Source organism: Vreelandella halophila (assembly GCF_019903425.1).
GTDB classification, from domain to species: Bacteria; Pseudomonadota; Gammaproteobacteria; order Pseudomonadales; family Oleiphilaceae; genus Halospina; species Halospina halophila.
In genome coordinates, this window is the sequence record NZ_JACHUZ010000013.1 from 998829 (window position 1) to 1018415 (window position 19587).

General features: G+C 60.8%; 15 protein-coding genes and 1 riboswitch. All 15 genes read left to right on the plus strand.

What is annotated here, in order from left to right; translation table 11 throughout:
* The first annotated feature begins 19 nt into the window (after positions 1-19).
* Positions 20-237: riboswitch (cobalamin riboswitch) on the plus strand.
* Between the two features lie 154 nt (positions 238-391).
* Positions 392-2197, plus strand: a complete 1806-nt coding sequence (locus H4I92_RS09035; protein ID WP_245800868.1) for a TonB-dependent receptor domain-containing protein — start codon at positions 392-394, stop codon at positions 2195-2197.
* Complete coding sequence (locus H4I92_RS09040; RefSeq protein ID WP_077530271.1) at positions 2197-6891, plus strand: cobaltochelatase subunit CobN; 4695 nt, start codon at positions 2197-2199, stop codon at positions 6889-6891. Before H4I92_RS09035 ends, H4I92_RS09040 begins: the two co-directional genes overlap by 1 nt.
* A gap of 175 nt (positions 6892-7066) precedes the next feature.
* On the plus strand, positions 7067-7513 hold the full coding sequence (locus H4I92_RS09045) for a MotA/TolQ/ExbB proton channel family protein (RefSeq protein ID WP_077530272.1): 447 nt from the start codon (positions 7067-7069) through the stop codon (positions 7511-7513).
* Positions 7510-7812 carry a DUF2149 domain-containing protein gene (locus tag H4I92_RS09050; RefSeq protein ID WP_077530273.1) on the plus strand — a complete coding sequence of 101 codons (303 nt, stop codon included), beginning with the start codon at positions 7510-7512 and terminating at the stop codon, positions 7810-7812. The genes H4I92_RS09045 and H4I92_RS09050 overlap by 4 nt, the downstream gene beginning before the upstream one ends.
* Positions 7809-8699, plus strand: coding sequence for a helical backbone metal receptor (locus H4I92_RS09055; RefSeq protein ID WP_077530274.1), 891 nt, complete (start codon positions 7809-7811; stop codon positions 8697-8699). The genes H4I92_RS09050 and H4I92_RS09055 overlap by 4 nt, the downstream gene beginning before the upstream one ends.
* 28 nt (positions 8700-8727) lie before the next feature.
* Positions 8728-9708 carry a FecCD family ABC transporter permease gene (locus H4I92_RS09060; RefSeq protein WP_077531720.1) on the plus strand — a complete coding sequence of 327 codons (981 nt, stop codon included), beginning with the start codon at positions 8728-8730 and terminating at the stop codon, positions 9706-9708.
* Positions 9708-10481, plus strand: a complete 774-nt coding sequence (locus H4I92_RS09065; protein ID WP_077530275.1) for an ABC transporter ATP-binding protein — start codon at positions 9708-9710, stop codon at positions 10479-10481. The genes H4I92_RS09060 and H4I92_RS09065 overlap by 1 nt, the downstream gene beginning before the upstream one ends.
* A 73-nt stretch (positions 10482-10554) precedes the next feature.
* Positions 10555-10887: a helix-turn-helix transcriptional regulator gene (locus H4I92_RS09070; RefSeq protein ID WP_077530276.1), complete on the plus strand. Its 333-nt coding sequence runs from the start codon at positions 10555-10557 to the stop codon at positions 10885-10887.
* Entirely contained in the window at positions 10877-12160 is a 1284-nt protein-coding gene (locus H4I92_RS09075) for a type II toxin-antitoxin system HipA family toxin (RefSeq protein WP_077530277.1), read from the plus strand. Before H4I92_RS09070 ends, H4I92_RS09075 begins: the two co-directional genes overlap by 11 nt.
* A gap of 63 nt (positions 12161-12223) precedes the next feature.
* Positions 12224-13540, plus strand: a complete 1317-nt coding sequence (locus H4I92_RS09080) for a cobyrinic acid a,c-diamide synthase CobB (RefSeq protein ID WP_077530278.1) — start codon at positions 12224-12226, stop codon at positions 13538-13540.
* A 2-nt stretch (positions 13541-13542) separates the two neighbouring features.
* Entirely contained in the window at positions 13543-14154 is a 612-nt protein-coding gene (cobO, locus tag H4I92_RS09085) for a cob(I)yrinic acid a,c-diamide adenosyltransferase (protein WP_077530279.1), read from the plus strand.
* A 73-nt stretch (positions 14155-14227) separates the two neighbouring features.
* A complete protein-coding gene (locus tag H4I92_RS09090) occupies positions 14228-15661 on the plus strand; it encodes a cobyric acid synthase (protein WP_077530280.1) in 1434 nt (477 codons plus the stop codon).
* A 246-nt stretch (positions 15662-15907) separates the two neighbouring features.
* Entirely contained in the window at positions 15908-17056 is a 1149-nt protein-coding gene (locus H4I92_RS09095) for a hypothetical protein (RefSeq protein ID WP_143512646.1), read from the plus strand.
* Between the two features lie 98 nt (positions 17057-17154).
* Positions 17155-18468, plus strand: a complete 1314-nt coding sequence (locus tag H4I92_RS09100; protein WP_077530281.1) for a hypothetical protein — start codon at positions 17155-17157, stop codon at positions 18466-18468.
* 632 nt (positions 18469-19100) lie between these two features.
* Positions 19101-19517 (plus strand): hypothetical protein, encoded by a 417-nt coding sequence (locus H4I92_RS09105; RefSeq protein ID WP_077530283.1) that lies wholly within the window; start codon positions 19101-19103, stop codon positions 19515-19517.
* Positions 19518-19587 lie beyond the last annotated feature (70 nt).

Genomic DNA, 19587 nt, shown 5'->3' on the forward strand with positions numbered 1-19587 from the left:
TGCTGATGGGGCCTTGCTACGGTTCGTTTCGCTTTCAGGTGTCCCTGCACGGCAGGGATGAAACGGGAAGCCGGTGAGCTGCGTGAAGCAGCGAATCCGGCGCTGCCCCCGCAACGGTGATTGAGTCAAAGGCGGCCATCACGCCACTGTGCCGGAGAAGCATGGGAAGGCGGTCGCTGAGGATGCCATGGGCATTCGCTCATCAGCCCGTAGACCGGCCTGAAGGGAACGCCATGCGTTGCGGAGGGCAACGACAGGCCGGCCGGATCTTCCCCCGCGGCTCAAGCCGCGCACTCTTCAACCTTCCGCCGCCTGTCACCCTGAGTCTGCCCCCGCGATGCGTCCAGCAATGCTGTGCGGGGAAGCGCAGCAGGCTACAGGGAGTTACACCGTGAACAAACGACACGCCCTTCTGCCTCTGGCAGCTGCGGTCAGCCTTTCTACGTCCTTAGCTACGGCGCAGGAGACAGACCGGACCACTCAGGTCGCTGCGTTTAACATGAATCCTCTGGTTGTTACCTCAACGCTTGGCGTTGAGACCGTCAGTGAGAGTCTTTCTTCTGTGACGGTAATTGACTCCAAGGATCTCCAGCAGCGTAACCCCCGGGAATTCAGCGATGTCCTTCAGGGGCAGCCAGGGATTAATGTTACCTCCAGTGGAAGTTTTGGTAAGAACACCAGCGTTTTCACTCGGGGAACCAGCAGTGAGTCAACGATACTGCTGCTGGATGGCATCCGGATCCGCTCGGCAACTGCGGGAAGTGCGCCCTGGCAATATATACCACCCCAGTTACTTCAACGAATCGAGGTTGTCCGTGGTCCCAAGGGAGCCCTTTATGGATCCGATGCCGTCGGCGGGGTTGTACAGGGGTTCACCATGCCGCGTGGCGATCAGGACCAACAGTGGGTCGAGATGGGTGGCGGTAGCTTTTCCACCCAGCAGGTCAGCGGTGGCATTAGCGGCCAGAACGGTGACACCCGATACAGTCTACAGGGCCACTACCTCGACACGGACGGCACCAACCTGCGTACCGGTGGTGAAGATAAAGGTTTTCGGAATAGAGCGGGAACCTTCAGCGTGAGCCATGGTTTTGATAATGGCGCGTCCATCGGAGTAGTAGGTCTTCAGAGCAGCGGAAACACTGAATTTTTCCGCGGGGAAACCGATTTTGATGTGAGGACGTTGGGTGTGAAAGCAAGCACGCCTATCGTTCGAAACTGGACGACGTCCATACAACTCAGTGAGGCACGGGACGAACAGGACAACGAGAGGAACAGTGGTCCCAGTTTTTTCGATACGGTGAGTCGAACAGCGCGGTGGGAGAATACGTTCAGTTTCGGGAACCATGAACTGATTGCCGGCACTGAATATCGCGTGGATGATGTCGACAGCAGTGAGCCTTATGAGGAAGACAGTCGCAGCAACAGGGCTGCATTCGCTCAGCTGTTGAGCGAATTTGGAGCTGCCAGTCTGCAGCTCAGTGGCCGCTGGGACGACAACGAGGCCTTTGGTGAAGAGGCGACAGGGGCAGTGGCACTTGGGTACGATCTGAGCCCTGTATACAGCGCGCGAGCCAGTTACGGGACTGCATTTCGAGCGCCGACCTTCAATGACCTCTACTACCCGGGTTTTGGCAACCCGGATCTGGAGCCTGAGACCTCTGGAACCGTTGAAGTTGGTTTTCGGTCGGATCGGGAATCGGTCTTCTGGGACGTCGCATTATTCAGGACGGATGTTGATAACCTGATCAGTGCCCAGCCGGACAACATCGAACGTGCACGCATCGACGGTATAGAGCTTTCCGGTGGTCTTTCGGTGTCAAACTTTGAGATGACCTCCGCTGTTACCTTTCAGGATCCCGAAGACCGCTCCACTGGTAACCGCCTGGCACGGCGCTCGAAGCGAAGCGTTCGGGTTGATGCCGATTACACGCCCGCCAACTATCACTTTGGTGCATCGTTCATCGCCGAGGGCGATCGTTACAACAAGCCGCAGAACAACAAAGTCCTTGCGGGCTTTGGGCGACTCGATCTTCGAGCGGGCATGGATGTGACCCGCCTTCTCTCGCTCAGTGTGAATGTTGAGAACGTCTTTGATCGGCGTTACAGCACCACCAGTCGGGACTTTGCGCCGACGTTTGACTACCTGACTGCCGGTCGCGCCGTCTATGCCACCATCCGTTACGGAGCGCAATAATGCGATATGGACTTTGCTTCGCCGCCCTGATGCTGCTGGCGGCACCCGCACTGCACGCCGCTACCATCGTCGGCATCGTCTCCGACCGCTCCTCCGCCGAGATGGCGGCCGGGGCGGAACGGCATCTTGAAGCCTTTCCGGAGAACGAGATCGTCCTCCGGACGCCGGAGCAGCTGAAAAAGCTCCCGGACGAGGAAGTAGTCAGGCTCTGGGACGATGCCGATGCGCTGGTTCTTGCCGCCGTCTTTGGCGAGGAGCACGGCCGCATTCGTCGCCTGGTCCGCAACCAGGGACCGGGCGCCGACGTGCCCATCATGGCCATGAACAGCAAGCGCGGGATTACGCGCCTCTCGCGGCTGGATGGTGAGCCGGTCATGGATGAGCTCTCGGACAAGACCATCAACGAAATGGTCTCCAACCCCGAGCCCGGCGAGGATCCCTCCGCCCACCTGGCGGACCAGCGCGAGGCCTATCCCGAGCAGTCCGAGTGGCTGAAAGGGCGAGCCTTCTACCAGGGCCGCAGCCCCGAGCACATGGATGGGCTTTTCCGCTGGCTGCTGTCGCAGGCCGGGTATGACATCAAGGTGCCGGAACCCGAACCCCGCGAGGCCATCCGCTATTACCGTGACGGCGAAGCCCATTCCGACGCGGATGCACTGAACCTCAAGGAGGGCCCGGCCGTGGCCCTGATAGATCTGGATTCCGGCGATCGCCCGGGCGACAAGGCCCTGCTCGACGACGCCTGCGAACAGATGGAGCAGCGCGGCATCCAGTGCTTCACCATCCTGGCGCGCTGGGGAGGGGCCAGTGTCGAGGCCGTTAAGACGCTGGAGGAACGCATCAAGCCGGCAACCCTGTCCGGCATGGTCAGTCTCCAGTACTTCACCGTAGGCGGCGGCGATGGTCGTAAAGCCGTCACCAAGGCGTTCGAAGAGCTCGACGTGCCCGTCATCAAGGGCATCCGCATCTCCAAGCTGACCAGGCCCGAGTGGCTGCTCTCCGATGAGGGGCTGCCCTGGGATTCCGTGCACTACCAGCTCGCCATGCCCGAACTCCAGGGCATCAGCCAGCCCATGGTGCTGGCCGTGGCGGAGCCGCCGCGCATCGACGAGCTGACGGGCGTGCAGCTCATGCTGAGTACGCCGGTGGAGGAGCGCGTCAACGCCCTCGCGAACCGCATGGAGCGCTGGGTGACGCTTCAGGAGAAGGACAACTCGGACAAGCGCGTCGCCGTGGTCTACTACAACCACCCGCCGGGCCGGCAGAACATCGGCGCGGACAAGCTCAACGTCCCGGAATCCCTGTTCGAGATCCTGCAACGCCTTAAAGCGGAAGGCTACAAGACGGGCAAGCTGCCCGAGTCCCCAGAAGCCCTGCTGGATGAAATCCAGGATCGCGGCGTAAACCTGCCGGACCAGCAGTCCGGACTGGAAGATCTGGCCGGAAAGGTTCCCTCCGTAAGCAAGGAGACCTACCTGGAGCGGTTCAAGGAACTGCCGGAAGCCGTCCAGGCGGAGATGCAGCATGGCCCCGTGGGCTACATGCATGCCCAGTTGAAAAACGCCGCCAACAACGGCCACACCAAGCTCGGCAATGACTTGCTCAAGAACGGCGTGAAGGACCTGCGCCACATGCTGCGCAACTATGAGCACGACGCCACCCAGCGTGCCCTGGACCTGCTTGACCAGTACCAGACCGGCTGGCGTGCCGTGCTCCGCAACGAGGTGGACTCGACCGAGAAGGTCACCAGCATCCGCGATGCCCTGATCCGCACAGGCATCCCGGGCCTCTCTGGCTGGGGTGAGGCGCCGGGCCGTTCCATGGTCCACGAGGGTGAGATGCTGTTCCCCGGCATCCACTTCGGCAACGTCTTCATCGGCCCGCAGCCGCCGCGTGGCTGGGAAGTGAGCGAGGAACTGCTGCACGCCAATACCACCTTCCCGCCCACGCACCAGTACGTAGGCTTCTACCAGTGGCTGCGCAAGGACTTCAACGCGGACGCGCTCGTCTACCTCGGCCGTCACTCCACCCGCGAGTTCCTGCCCCGGCGCCGCGCCGGCCTGGCCGAGGACGATTACCCGGAGCTGCTTGGTAAGGACCTCCCGCTCCTCTACCCCTACATCGTCGATGGGGTAGGCGAGGGCATCCAGGCCAAGCGCCGCGCCATGGGCGTGATGATCAGCCACCTCACGCCGCCGCTGGAGACCACCAAGCTCTACGACAACCTGCTGGAACTGCGCCAGCTCGTCGAAACCTGGGAATCCTCCAACGACCCGGATTCCTCCTCGCGCGACCGTGCCGTGAAGGAACTGCGCAAGCGCCTCAAGGAACTGGACATGGTCCAGGACATCGAGAAGGAACTGGCCCACGGCCATCATCATGGTCACGAAGGTGAGCATGGCGATGAGGGTGATCACGAGGAAGGTGAGCACGAGAAAGGTGAGCACGAGAAAGGCGAAGAACACCATCACGAGCATGAGAGCGCCGAGAAACCCGAAGGCGGGGGTGAGCATGCCCATGACCATAACCACGAGGGTGGCGAGCACCACGACCATGAGCATCATCACGAGGCTGGTGACGAGGTGGCTCACAAGGAGCAGGAGCACCATCACGAGCATGATGAGGCGAAACATCAGGAAGAGGGTGAGCACGCCCACGAGCATAACCACGACGAGGGCGAAGAACACGCTCACGAACACCACCACGACGAGCACGAGGAAGAAGTCCACCTGGAAGACGTGGACGACGAACTCCTCGTCCACGAGGTCGGCCACTACCTGACCACCATGCAGGAAAGCTTCATGCCCCTGGGTCTGCACGTCTTCGGGCGTGACTGGAAGCAGGAAGGCATCGAGACCATGCTCAGCTCCATGGCCGGCGACGACGAGGAACCCGAGCCCGAGTGGCGTGAGAAGCTCAAGGCCTCCCCCGGCGAAGAGATGGACCACCTCATGGCCGGCCTCGATGGCCGCTTCGTCCCACCGGGCGAGGGTAACGACCCTGTGCGTACCCCGGCGGTACTGCCCACCGGCCGCAACTTCCATGCCCTCTCCAGCGACCTGGTCCCGACCCGCGTCGCCTGGTCCCTGGGCGCGGAAATGGCCGAGGACGCCCGTAACAAGGGCGACCCCAAGGCCGAGGGCAGCGAGGCCATCGTTCTCTGGGCGTCCGACACCGTCCGTGATGAAGGCGTGATGATCGCCTTCGGCCTGGACATGCTCGGCATCAAGCCCAAGTGGAACTCCCGGGGCATCGTGGAAGGCCTTGAGCGCATGCCGCTGGAGGACCGGAGCCGGCGCCGCGACGCACTCTTCACCACCTCCGGCCTGTTCCGGGACCTCTACGAGGACCAGCTGGTACTGCTCGACCAGGCCTCGCGCCTGGCGCTGGACGGGGCCTACAAAACTATCATGGAAAAGCACCCGCAGCTGGACCGCGCCCTGGAAACGGCCATGGAACCGCTGCCCGAGGACATGCGCGATCCCGGCAGTGAAAGCCTGGCCGAGAACGACGTGGCCGCCCGCTGGGTCGCCGACACCAAGGCCATGATGGCCAACGGCGCCGATGCCGAGAAAGCCGGCTCCGATGCGGCGCTGCGCGTCTTCGGCACCGCTCCAGGCTCCTACGGCGCCGGCGTGAACCGTTTGGCCGACCGTTCTGGCGCCTGGGATGATCGCGGCAAGGTTGCCGACGCCTACACCCGCCGCATGGGCTACGCCTTCGGTGGCGACAAGCAGGGCGGCCGCCCGGCGCATGACGCCTTCAAGGACCGCCTGGACAACGTCGGGCGCACCTACCTCGGCCGCGCCAGTCACGTCTACGGCCTGCTCGACAACGACGACGGCTTCGACTTCCAGGGCGGCCTCTCCATGGCCGTGGAACACGAAACCGGTGAGGCGCCGACCAACCGCGTGCTCATGCACGCCGACCCGGAGAACCCCAGGGTCGAATCCCTGCAACAGGCCCTGCTCAGCGAACTCCGCGGCCAGAACCTGAACCCGCAGTGGATCAAGCCGCTGATGGAACAGGGCTACGCCGGCGCAAGGACCATGTCCGCCGACTTCCTGGACAACCTCTGGGGATGGCAGGTCACAAGCCCGGATGTGGTCAAATCCGCGGTCTGGGACGACATAAACGAGGTCTACTTCGAAGACCGCCACAACCTGGGTCTCGACAAGTTCCTTGAGAAAGACCACAACGTCCACGTCAAAACCCACATGCAGGCCATCACCCTGGTCGCCGCCCACCGCGGCTTCTGGAAGCCCGATGAGGAGACCCTCAAAAAGCTGCGCAAGGAATTCGCCCAGCTCGTCGTCGAGAACGGCCTCCCTGGTAGCGGCCATACCAGGCCGGACCATCCCACCATGCAATGGGTGGCCGAACAGCTGAGTGACGCCGAACTGAAGAAGAACTTCAAAGCCGTCCTCAACGCCGCCCGAATGGAAGCCCCGGAAAGCGGCAAGGCCCAACCGGTGAGCATGCGCGAAGTCAAAATGAAACAGAAAGCCAATCAGCAGGAAGCCGCTGAGAAAGCTCAAAAGCAATCGGAAAAGGAAAAGGGTAAGAAGTCCGAAGAATCCGACGAGCAACAGGCTTCCGCCGAAGGCGGCCCGGTCCTGCTGCCATGGTTTATCGGCGCCGGCGCTCTGGTCCTTCTTGGAGGCGGCGTAGTAGCCGGTAGACGGATCTCGTAAATACCCGGAGGAGGGGGCGGGGTGTTCGTAGGGAAGCTCGATCGCCAGGGATGGCGATCGCGCAGCGTCCATGGATGGATTTATAGCGATTCCCGGAGAACACCCCGCCCCCTCCGGTACGAGATTGAAATCTGGAGACAAAGCTCTCTATTCGGAATAGGTAAGTGAGGCAACAATGTTCACATCCGCAACCCTGGACATCATGGATTCCATGGTCAGCTTCCTCCTGGAGCCGGTCATCATCGCCCTCCTGGGCCTGATCGCCCTGGCCCTCTGGGAAGCCGGCCTTGCCATCGGCGAACGCACCGGCGGCCTGCGCCGCATGATCGAACGCGGCGACACCCGTTCCCTCGCCGCCCGCGCCCAGCGCCGCATTGACCGCGCGGACCTCATCGCCCGCGTCGGCCCCATGATGGGCCTGATGGGTACCCTCATCCCCCTCGGCCCGGGCCTCGCCGCCCTCGGCCGGGGTGATCTGGACGTGCTGGCCGAGGCCGTGACCGTCGCCTTCAACACCACCGTCCTCGGCCTGCTCGCCGGCATCATTGGCTTCCTGCTTGGCCGCATGCGCCGCCGCTGGTACGACGGCGCCATGGCGAAGCTGGAGGAGGCCGGCGCATGAGTGTGCCCGAGTACCGCAGCAGCCGCTTCGACGTGACCGACGAGGACCCCATGGGCCCTCTCGCCAACCTGGCTGATATCATGCTTGTATTCGCCGTCGGCCTGATGGTCGCGCTGGCCGCGTCCGAAAGGGCCAACGACCCCCAGGAAAGCGGCGTGGACGTGGAAGCCGGCCGCGAGATGCCGGAGCTGCCCGAGGGCGCCGGTGAGTCCGGCGAAGGCTTCCAGCCCATGGGCCAGGTCTACCAGGACCCGGAAACCGGCCGCATGATCATGATCGACAAAGGGAAAAGCCAGTGATCCGGACGCTGCACCGACTGATCGCCAGCGCGATTCTCCTGCTGGCTGCCATCCCGGCAGCCCATGCGGAAGTCTGTGCCAGGGATGACAAGGGCCGGGAGGTCTGCCTGGACGAGCCCGCCGAACGCATCATCAGCCTCTCCCCCGGTGCCACCGAGCTGCTCTTCGCCGCCGGTGCCGGTGACGACGTGGTGGGCGTGGTCAACTACAGCGACTACCCCGAAGCCGCGAAGGAACTGCCCATCATCGGCAGCCTCAAGCGGCTCGATGTCGAGCGGATCCTGAGCCTGTCGCCGGACCTGGTGATTGTCTGGGTCACCGGTAACCCGAAGGAACAGACGGAGCGGCTGAAGGAACTGGACCTGACCCTGTACTACCTCGAGCCCCGGGATTTCGAGAGCATCGCCAGCGCCATCGAACGCCTCTCGACCCTGGCGGATACCGAAAAGACCGGCCACAGGGAAGCCGACCGGTTCCGCTCCGGGATCGAGTCCCTGCGTGAGGAATACGGCGATGCCGACCCGGTGCCGGTGTTTTACCAGGTCTGGGACCAGCCCCTGATGACCGTCAACGGCGAGCACTTCATCCATGAAGTGATCGAACTGTGCGGTGGCAAGAACGTCTATGCGGAGCTCGACCGGCTGGTGCCGCGCATCGACCGGGAGTCCGTGTTGAAGCGGAACCCCGAGGCCGTGGTTGCCGGCGGCATGGGCGAGGAAAACCGGGACTGGCTGGAAGAGTGGAAACAGTACGACTCGCTGACCGCCACCGAGCGGGAGAACCTCTTCTTCGTGAACCCGTCCACGTTGCAGCGCCCGACCCCGCGCCTGCTCGAAGGCGGCGCCACCCTGTGCGAGAAACTGGAGACGGCCCGTGGACGCCGCTGAAGCCGTCGCGCACCGGGCCAACGCCACCATGGCCGTTTCCGCCTGGCGCCCCTTCCTGCCACTGGTCTGGTTGGGGGTTGCCGGCCTGCTGGCGCTGCTCATGGCCGTGGCCATCGGCAGCGTCGCGATTCCCCCGGCTGACCTTTGGGCCGTCATAACAGGGGAGGGCAGCAGCCTCCACCAGACCCTGGTCTGGGAACTCCGTGCTCCACGCGCACTGGCCGGTTTTGCCACCGGCGGCCTGCTCGCCGTGGCCGGCGCCCTGATGCAGATCCTGCTCCGTAACCCGCTGGCCGATCCCTACGTGCTGGGCGTCTCCGGCGGTGCCTCCGTGGGCGCTCTGGCCGCCATGCTCACCGGCGCCGGCACCTTCGTCCTCTCGGGCTCCGCCTTTGGCGGTGCGCTGCTGTCCACCTTCCTGGTCTTCGGCCTTGCCCACGGCACCGGCAGCTGGACCCCGGCGCGGCTGCTGCTCACCGGCATCGTGGTCGCCTCTGGCTGGGGCGCCGTCATCACCCTGATGCTGGCCATCGGCCCCACGGACAAACTCCCCGGCATGCTCTACTGGCTTATGGGCGATCTCACCTACGCGCAGACCCCATGGCCAGCGCTGGTGCTTCTGGCACTCGTCTGCCTGCTGGTCATCCCATTGGGCCGCAGCCTTAACGTCCTCGCCCGGGGCCCGTTGCAGGCCGCAGCGCTTGGCGTGGCCGTGCGCCCGCTGGAATGGACCATCTACATCCTCGCCAGCCTGCTCACCGCACTGGCCGTCACCACCGCCGGCAGCATCGGCTTCGTGGGCCTGGTCGTGCCGCACATGCTCCGGCTCGTTCTGGGTAACGACCAGCGCCTCATCCTGCCGGCTTGCGCGCTGGCCGGCGGCGCGCTGCTGACGCTGGCGGACACGCTCGCGCGCATCGTCATCGCCCCCGAACAGCTCCCCGTGGGTGTGATCACCGCGCTGCTGGGCGTGCCGACCTTCCTCGTGCTGCTCTACCGGAGTCGCTGATGGCCGTGCTCGAGACCCGCGACCTCATCATCGACATCCCCGAGCGCGCCGACGGCCGCCCCCTCAGCCTGCGGATGGAACCCGGCCAGACCTGGGGCATACTCGGCCCCAACGGCGCCGGCAAGAGCACCCTGCTGCACACCCTCGGCGGCCTTAACCGCCCGAGGAGCGGCGAAGTGCGGATCGACGACACCCCCTTGCGCCAGATGCGACGCAGCACCATCGCCCGGCAGCTCGGCGTCGTCTTCCAGGAACGCCAGGACGGCTTCCCCGCCACCGTCCTCGAAACCGCCCTCATCGGCCGCCACCCGTTCCTCTCACCATGGCAGCTCGAAGGCGGCGACGACCTCGAAATGGCCGAAAAAGCCCTGGAACGCCTGGAACTCAGCGATCTGGCCGACCGCTCCGTCAGCACTCTCTCCGGCGGCGAACGCCAACGCGTCGCCCTGGCCACAGCCCTGACCCAGAGCCCCAGCATCTGGCTCGCCGACGAACCCACCAACCACCTGGACCTCCGCCACCAGGTGGCCGTAATGGAACTGCTCTCAGAGCAGGCTAGGGCAGGGCACACCGTTGTGATGTGCCTCCACGACCTCAACCTCGCCGCCCGCTGGTGCGACCACCTCCTGCTCCTGTACCCGGACGGCGAAGCCTGCTGGGGCGAGGCCGAAAGCATGCTCAAACCCAAAGCCCTCGAACAGCTCTACGGCCAGCCCCTCACATGGGCGGAGGTGGATGGGGCGCCGGTCTTTGTCCCGTCATACAGCGGGTGAGTGGGATTTTTGGTTCACAAATAGACCTTTATCTGGTTTAATGATCTATATATAAATCACATAAAGATAGGACATGACTGAACAACACCCCTATTCACGTGCCACCCGCGAAACCATGGCACTCCTCGCCAGCCAGATCCGTCTGCATCGAACGGAGAAGGGCATGACCGCCGGCGAAGTGGCCACTCGTGCCGGCGTTTCCAGGGGCCTTGTTCAGCGCATCGAAAAAGGGGATCCCGGTTGTCGTATCGGTGCCGTCCTTGAAGTCGCCCACATCGTCGGAGTTCCGCTTTTCAGCGAGGACCCGCACGAGCGGCAACGCTCCCTGAAACAGATCGAAGACAAGCTGGCCCTGCTCCCGGCACGGGTCAGACCACCCAGGAGATCGATTGACGATGACTTCTGAGACCCCGCAGGCAACGACTGCGTTTGTCTGGTTCTGGCTTCCAGGCCAAACAGAACCGGTGGTCGCCGGTCGTCTGGACCAGGAAGGCGAACAGCTTGTCTTCACATATGCCCGGAGCTATCTGGAACGCAGCGATGCCGTGGCGCTGTTCCCGGCGGAACTGCCCCTGAAGCGTGGCCCCCAGCCACCACTGCCAGGGTTAATGATGCCGGGCTGCATCCGGGACGCCGCGCCGGATGCCTGGGGCCGCCGCATCATTATCAACCGCTTGTCGCGTGAACCCAACGAGCTCGGCTACCTTCTGGCATCCGGTTCTGACCGGATTGGCGCCCTGGATTTCCAGTCCTCGGCCACTGAGTACATTCCTCGAGGCCCCCACAACGCGCCCATTGAGGAATTGGCGGCCTCGGCGGAACGGGTTGAGCAGGGGCTTCCCCTCAACTCCGAGCTGGACCGGGCGCTGTTTCACGGCACGTCCATCGGCGGCGCTCGGCCCAAGGCGTTGATCGAGGATGGTGATCGCAAGTTCGTTGCCAAGTTCTCATCCTCCACGGATCTGTACAGCCTTGTGAAGGCGGAATTCATTGCCATGCGCCTCGCTTCCCATGCCGGGCTGAACGTCGCACCGGTCTCACTGACTCAGGCCGCTGGTAAGGATGTGCTCCTGGTCGAGCGGTTCGACCGAACCCCTTCTGGGAATGGAGGCTGGCAACGCCACGCTGTTATCTCGGCGCTGACGCTGCTCGAACTGGATGAACTCATGGCCCGTTATGCCAGTTATGAGGACCTGGCAGAACGAATCCGCCTGCGTTTCCGCTATCCTGAACAGATGCTGCGTGAGCTCTTCGCACGGCTGGTGTTCAATATCCTCACGGGGAACACGGATGATCATGCCCGGAACCACGCGGCGTTCTGGAACGGCAAAACCTTTGAGCTGACCCCGGCCTACGACATCTGTCCTCAATCGCGTACTGGTAACGAAGCCTCCCAGGCCATGCTTATCCGCGACAGTGAGCGCGCAAGCCAACTGGGCTTATGCCTGGAAGTGGCCCACCAATACCTGCTGTCACGGGATGAAGCGATGAGCATCATGGAACGCCAGATCCGCTTGATCGGCGAGCAATGGGACTACACCTGCGACCAGGCGGCCCTGTCTCCCGCTGAACGATCGCAATTCATGGGCCGCCAATTCCTTAACCCGTTCATTTTCGAAAATCTTCCCGAAGACGCGAACCATCTTGAGGCAATCGCCGATGATATCCGTCAGCGATAATGAAGAAAGCCTCTTACGTGGATTCGGGCAACATGCATTCAAACACTTTGCTCAGGAACTGAAATGACAGATTCGCGAACCATTACAGGCACAACGGCTGCCGCCATGATCACGGCCCCGGGCAGCGGCCACGGCAAATCCATGGTCACCGCAGCCCTGGCACGCCTCCACAGGAACGAAGGCCGCAACGTCCGCGTTTTCAAGCACGGCCCGGACTACCTCGACCCCATGGTCCTCGAAAGAGCCTCCGGCAACCCCGTCTACCAGGTCCACGGCTGGATGACCGGCATGGACGAAGTCCGCTGGCGCCTCGCCGAAGCCGCCCAGACCGCCGATCTCATCCTGGTCGAAGGCTCCATGGGCCTCTTCGACGGCGACCCCAGCACCGCCGACATGGCCGTCGCCTGCGGCATCCCCGCACTCCCGGTCATCGGCGCTAACGCCATGGGCCAAACCTTCGGCGCCATCGCCCTCGGCCTCGCAAGATACCGCGACGACCTCGAAGTCAAAGAAGTCATCGCCAACCGCACCGGCAGCGGCTACCACGCCCACCTGTGCAAGGAGAGCCTCCCCGAGGACATCAGCCTCCTCGGCGCCATCCCACGCAATGAGTCTTTCGACATCCCGGACCGCCACCTGGGCATCGTCCAGGCCGACGAAATTACCGACCTCGACCAACAACTCGACGCCGCCGCCGAAGTCCTCAAAGAAGCCGGCCTCGACCAACTCCCGGCCCAGGTCACCCTGGAAGCAAAAACACCCGAACAACCGCCAAGGCTCCTCGAAGGCACCACCATCGCCATCGCCAAAGACGCCGCCTTCGCCTTCATCTACCGGGCCAACACCGAACTCCTCGAAGCCATGGGCGCCCAACTCAAGTTCTTCTCCCCGCTCGCGGACAAAGAACTCCCGGACGCCGACGCCCTCTGGCTCCCCGGCGGCTACCCCGAACTCCACGGCCGAGCATTGGCCGAAAACACCGACATGAAAGCCGCCATCCAGGCCCATCACCAGGCCGGAAAACCCATCTACGCCGAATGCGGCGGCCTGATGGCCTGCACCGAAGCCATGACCGACCCGGAAGACGGCACCGAACACAGCCTCTACGCCCTGATGCCCGGCAAAGTCTCCATGGCCCCCAAGCTCAAGGCACTGGGTATCCAGTCCCTGAACACCGACAATGGCGAACTCCGCGGCCACACCTTCCACCACTCCGAACTCGAAACGGGACGGGAACCGGCCATGAGAACGACCAAGAAAAACGGCAGCGAAGGGGAGCGCGTGTTCAAGCAGGGCTCACTCACGGCGAGCTACTTCCACGGCTACTTCCCCACCGCCCCGAAACTGGTTGCGGAACTTTTCAAAGGTCAGGAGCGATAACGATGCGAGAGAACGCAAAAGACCCGGAACGCCACGCCCAACGGATGGCCCGCAAGAAAAAGGTCATGGAAGAACGCATGGCCAACGCCCAGAAAGACCAGGGCGTCCTCCTCGTGAACACCGGCAACGGCAAGGGCAAAAGCTCCGCCGGCTTCGGCATGGTCGCCCGCACCCTCGGCCACGGCCTGCAGGTGGGCATCGTCCAGTTCATCAAGGGCAAGATGCAGACCGGCGAGGAACGCTTCTTCCGTGACCAGGCCAACGTCGATTACCACGTCATGGGCGACGGCTACACCTGGGACACCCAGGACCGGGAAAAGGACGTTGAAGCCGCCGAGAACGCCTGGAAAGAAGCCGCGCGCATGCTCTCCGACGAGCGCTACAGCCTGGTGCTGCTCGACGAACTCAATATCGCCCTGCGCTACGAATACCTCGACCTCGACCGCGTCCTGGACGATCTCCAGAACCGCCCCGAGATGCAGCACGTCGTGGTCACCGGCCGGAACGCCCCGAAAGAGCTGATCGAGCTGGCCGACACCGTCACCGACATGACCATCGTCAAGCACGCGTTCAAGGATCTCGGCGTCCGTGCCCAGAAAGGCGTCGAATTGTAGGAGCTTGCTGGCAAGCGATATCGCGAGCAGAGCTCGCTCCTACAGGTAACGTAAACAACGGAGGCAACACCTCATGCAATCGCTGATGGTCATGGGCACCACCTCGGACTCCGGCAAGAGCACCATCGTCGCCGCCCTCTGCCGCTGGCTCCACCGCCAGGGCGTCTCCGTGGCCCCGTTCAAGCCCCAGAACATGGCCCTGAACAGCGCCGTTACCGAAGACGGCGGCGAGATCGGCCGCTCCACCGCCCTCCAGGCCCTGGCCTGCGGCATCGAACCGCACAGCGACATGAACCCCGTGCTCCTCAAGCCCCAGACCGACCGCGGCGCCCAGGTCATCCTGAGAGGGCAGGTCTACGGCAACATGGACGCCGTCGACTACCATGGCTTCAAGAAAGAAGCCCGCAAGAGCGTCATGGCCGCCTGGGAAGCGCTCAAGGCCCGCTACGATGTGATCATCGTCGAAGGCGCTGGCAGCCCCGCCGAAATCAACCTGCGCGAAAACGACATCGCCAACATGGGCTTCGCCGAAGCCGCCGACCTGCCCGTACTGCTCGTCGGCGACATCGACCGCGGCGGCGTCTTCGCCCAGCTCGCCGGCACCCTCCAGCTCCTGTCCCAGTCCGAACGCGACCGCGTCACCGGCCTGCTCATCAACCGCTTCCGCGGCGACCCGGCGCTGCTCGAAGACGGCCTCAAATGGCTCGAAGACTACACCGGCAAACCCCTCGTCGGCGTCTTCCCCTACCTCCAGGGCCTCATCCTGGACGCCGAAGACAGCGTCGGCCTCACCGGCACCGAGGCCGACGAAGACGCCCTCAAGGTCGTCGTCCCCGCGCTCCCCAGAATGAGCAACCACAACGACTTCGACCCCCTGCGCCTCCACCCCAAGGTGGACCTCCAGTTCATCGGCCCCGACCAACCCAAACCCGGCGCCGACCTCATCATCCTCCCCGGCAGCAAAAGCACCCGCAGCGACTGCGAATGGCTCAAGGCCCAGGGCTGGCATGAGCACATCCAGCGCCACCTGCGCTACGGCGGCAAAGTGCTCGGGATCTGTGGGGGATTCCAGATGCTGGGCAAAACCATCGCGGACCCGGACGGCATCGAAGGCGAGCCCGGGGAAACCGACGGGCTGAAACTGCTGGATCTTGAGACGCGGCTGGTGGAAGGGAAGCAGCTGCGGCGGGTGACCGGGGTGTTTGCGGAAAGCGGGACGCCGATGAGTGGGTATGAGATTCATAACGGGGTGACGACGGGGAGTGCGTTGGAGCGGCCGTTGGTGTCATTGGATGGGCGGCCGGATGGGGCGGTTAGTGAGGACCAGGCCGTTGCTGGCTGCTACATCCATGGGGTGTTTGATGGCGCAGAGGCCTGCGACACGCTGCTGGTATGGGCCGGGCTACACAACCACCAGGCAATCTCTGATTATCAGCAACACAGATTGGCAGAGCTGGACCGGCTGGCTGATGCTGTGACGGAGCATGTTAGCGCGGACCTGCTTTAACAGGACTGGCTTCATACCGCTTGGCATCTATCGAGTTCGACCCCCCATTGGCTGCGCGAAAACGGGAATTCAAATAATGGCATAGACCGATCCCTGGTCATCGGCTAGGCTGTTGTTTTGAGGATCAAAAGCCTCACAGGGATAGGCTTACAGTTATGCTCTTATTCAGGACGTTCGTATATTCAATCATACAGAATGCGGTCTAATCTCTGTTATCTGCCATTAATTTGAAATAGAGACTGATCATTGCCAACACCAAATCAGAAAACTGTACTTATTGAGGTTGACTCTAACTCGTGGGTTCCTCCTGCTCAGCCTCCTCAAAGCCTTACAGCAGCTGCTGGCTCAGGGCCCTTCGCTCTAGACCTTGATGCAGCCTTGGTCTTTATCGGTCTTTGGACTAGATCCCCGACTACTCAAGGCTTTACTTTGGCCGATTGTTGGGCATGGCTCCGCTATTTCTCTGCTTTTTCAACAGCTACCCCATTACGGCTTTGTGAAGACTGGTCGCACGTCGATCCGCATCAAAAAACGGTGGCTAGCGATGAGCTCGGCGTAGGTCTAACTACATGGGTATTACATCAAACTCTTGGGTTCCAGAGATTTTCAGATACTAATTGGGTTATGAATGTGCTCTCTCCTGGTTTATGGCGCTATCACACTCAGTCTCGCCGAGGACCCTCGAAGTCACCTGATTACATCGCTGAGGATTCTTCTGGGGGATTAAGTGTCGTTGAATGTAAAGGCACGCAGTCATCACTCGCCGAGCTCCAGAGGGCGGTGGATAGAGGGAGGCCACAAAAGCAGAATGTTGTACCGAAAGGCGGAAATGTTTTGATTCACAGTTTAGTTGCTGGAGCTTATATTCCGCAGTGGAGCAGCAATGACCCAGCTACAGTGAGAATCGTTGACCCAGAATGGGAAGCTGTGAACGAGGAGCTCCGAAAGCACAGCGTTGAAGATATTCGTGCCTCAACTAAGCAAGTCGCTTATGCCAAAGAGCTAGCCTTCTTCGAACTGGCAGAATCAGCACGATCACTCGTTCGGGCTGGCGAGGAGCCTACAAAGCCTGCTTTGGCGCTAGATCGTGATATTCGGTCACGGCGTTCGGCTGGAGCCGTATCCGGAGACACTGTGACCTTCACGCGCGAGCATACGTGGTCGATGCCTATTAAACACGGTGATAATGATTACGTGGGCATACGTCTAACGGCAACACTTGATCTGGATAGTCTTAAACCCATGCGCCGTCGCAGTGCCCAAGTGGATGCAAGAGAGTCGATTGCAGAGGCGACGGCGGCTACGGAATGGCGGGAGTCTCGTGATGATAAGAGTATGCTGCTCACCTCGCCGATCGGAGCAGCTTACACAGTAGAATGGTTATCGCGTTCTTGATGTGACAGCACATAACCAGTGGCTGTTGCCGGACGCACCTTCGCTAGCGTTCCGGTGCGCCGCAAAGCCAGGTCGTTATCCACCGGTAAGGATTCAAAATGACTGAAACTCTCGCCGACATTGAGGCAATGTCGCTTCGGTGTCGTTCTGATCAATCTAAGCTTTACATTTCAGAGGCATTACAGTGCTACAGGGCAGGAGCGTATAGGGCAGCAATTGTTACCTGCTGGATTGCAGTTGTGTTCGATCTGATCGATAAAATTCGTGAGCTGGCGCTAGCCGGGGATGGCACGGCAAAAGCACTGGAAGAGAAACACGAAAAGTATATTGAGCAGATAGAGGCAGGAAATCCCCAAGGTATTCAGAGCGCGCTTGAATTCGAGCGAGATATTTTAGAAACATGTCGAAAAGATTTAGAGTTTTTTGATCCGCAGCAATACGTTGACTTAGGAAGACTAAAAGAAGACCGGCATAGGTGCGCGCATCCGTCGTTTCAAAAAGTTGGCGTTCCCTATGCGCCTTCGGCGGAACAAGCGCGATTGCACATTAGAAATGCTATTTTTCATGTCCTTTCTCAAGAGCCCATCCAAGGAAAAGCCGCTCTGGCGGAACTTAAAACTATGGTCAGTTCTGCCTACTTTCCGATGGAAACTGATAAGGCTCTTAACCAGCTAAGAAGCTCAAGCTTAAACTCGGCGAACGAAGCTCTCGTTAAAGGGTTTATTGATCAGCTTTTGTTCGGGTTCTTCACAAGAGAGGATCCGCTTTTTTATAAGGCGCAGGTAATGGTGTCCCTCAATGCGGCGCACGAGATGTATCCAGCGATAGCCGAAGAGAGACTAAGGAAGCAGCTCAATAAAGTCTTGCGGGATGTGCCCGATCATTTTTTCCCGGGTGCAGCATATCTTGCTACTACAGTTACTCAGGGGTGGGAAGTCCTGGAGGAAGCTGGTCGCGACAAGCTCAGGCAGTTTATTCAAAATGGTCCAACAAACCAAGTATTAGAAGGACTTAATACCTTCTCAGCAGTTCCCGACCTAGCGCCAGTGGTAGAGGGTCGCGTCGGTGCGCTTGAGTTTGATGATTTGGCAACTGCTGTAGAGTCACATGGTGTCAAAGGCCCTGCGAAAGAGAGAGCTCTCCATTTTTTGAGTGAGTCGTATTCTTGGGATAGGGCTAATAGTGTCTTTTCGAAAGTGATCCTTCCGTTATTCGATGTCCTGACCCGTGACGATATTGTTCGTATTGTAAGAATGCCCACTGAGCACAATTCTGATTTACTTGGCGCGCATGGATATGAGTTGTTCTTGAAAAAAGTGAGAGAGAGCGGTCTTATAGAAGATGGCGAGCTAAATACTCTTCTACGGGAGAATGGCGCGGGGTACTTACTGCCGCAAGACCAGAGAGCATAGCAAGGCGGTCAACCGGACGCTGGACTTCCCCCTCTCTGTTGATTTCATGGCTCTGAATACCGCGATTGCCGTAGGCTTCTTCTCGGTTGAGAATGCCCCCTACAGATGGATTTTACCGTTGGTTGGGGCCTCAGCTCCCCAGTGTTGGGTGACGCATCTAAAGAGTGCGGCCCGATGGAGGCAGGATTGCGATGATTCATGTTTACGTTAACTACCCAAACCCCCGAGCGTCAGCCCATAGCGACGCCAGCTGTTCCAGGATTCAGCAGGCGCATAAAGAGAATCAACGAGTAGTTGAGGTGACAAGGGCAAATTTGGGGCGGGAGCTCGATCGGGCAGAATCGGAGTACCGGTTTGGCAGCACTCATGATCTGAATGATCTATGGATGAAGATCGACCTGGGTGATACTGAATTCGAGCACGCGGTAGCGCAGCACGTTCTAGTTCTCCTGGGGCGTCGATATCGGCCGTTTTCGAATGTAAAGCTCGAGAGGCACTGTTAACGAAACTTGCCAACAATGCGCTTTTGTCGGCGTGGTTAGCGGCACCGCAGATAGATTTTGCTTTTTATAGCTTGAAGAGCACTCTAGAGGGCTTTATAGTTCTCCATGTCAACTATGGAGGATTCACCTATGACTGTTCTTTCCCACCAAGACTTTGTCGCTGTCCCTATCTCGCTCGAGCTTTATCAGGAGCTGTTAAGGAGGCATGGCACCGCTGCAAACGCCGTCATCGAAGACCAAGTCGAAGCCTTCTTGGAGCGCACTGACGACGATGTTGTTGCGCCTAGCTCTACTGATGGTATTACTTGGGGCACCATCTTCCTTCCAGAGAAAACCCAGCTTCGCACCAAGTACTACAATGAGTACAGGTATGCCGAGGTTGTTGGCGATGGCATCATCTATGAAGGCGAGCGGTTCTCTCATGTAGCTCAAGCCACCAACCAGATGCGCGGCGGAACGCAAAACAATGCGTGGAAGGTATTGGAAATATTGCGTCCGACCGATTCTCGGTGGCTCGCTGCCGAGTTTCTGAGGCGGCGTGCGTAGATTTCCTGTGTACACCCGCAAAAAGCCAAAGCTCCTTAGGCGGGGCGTTCCTGTCCCGCTTTTCACGCAA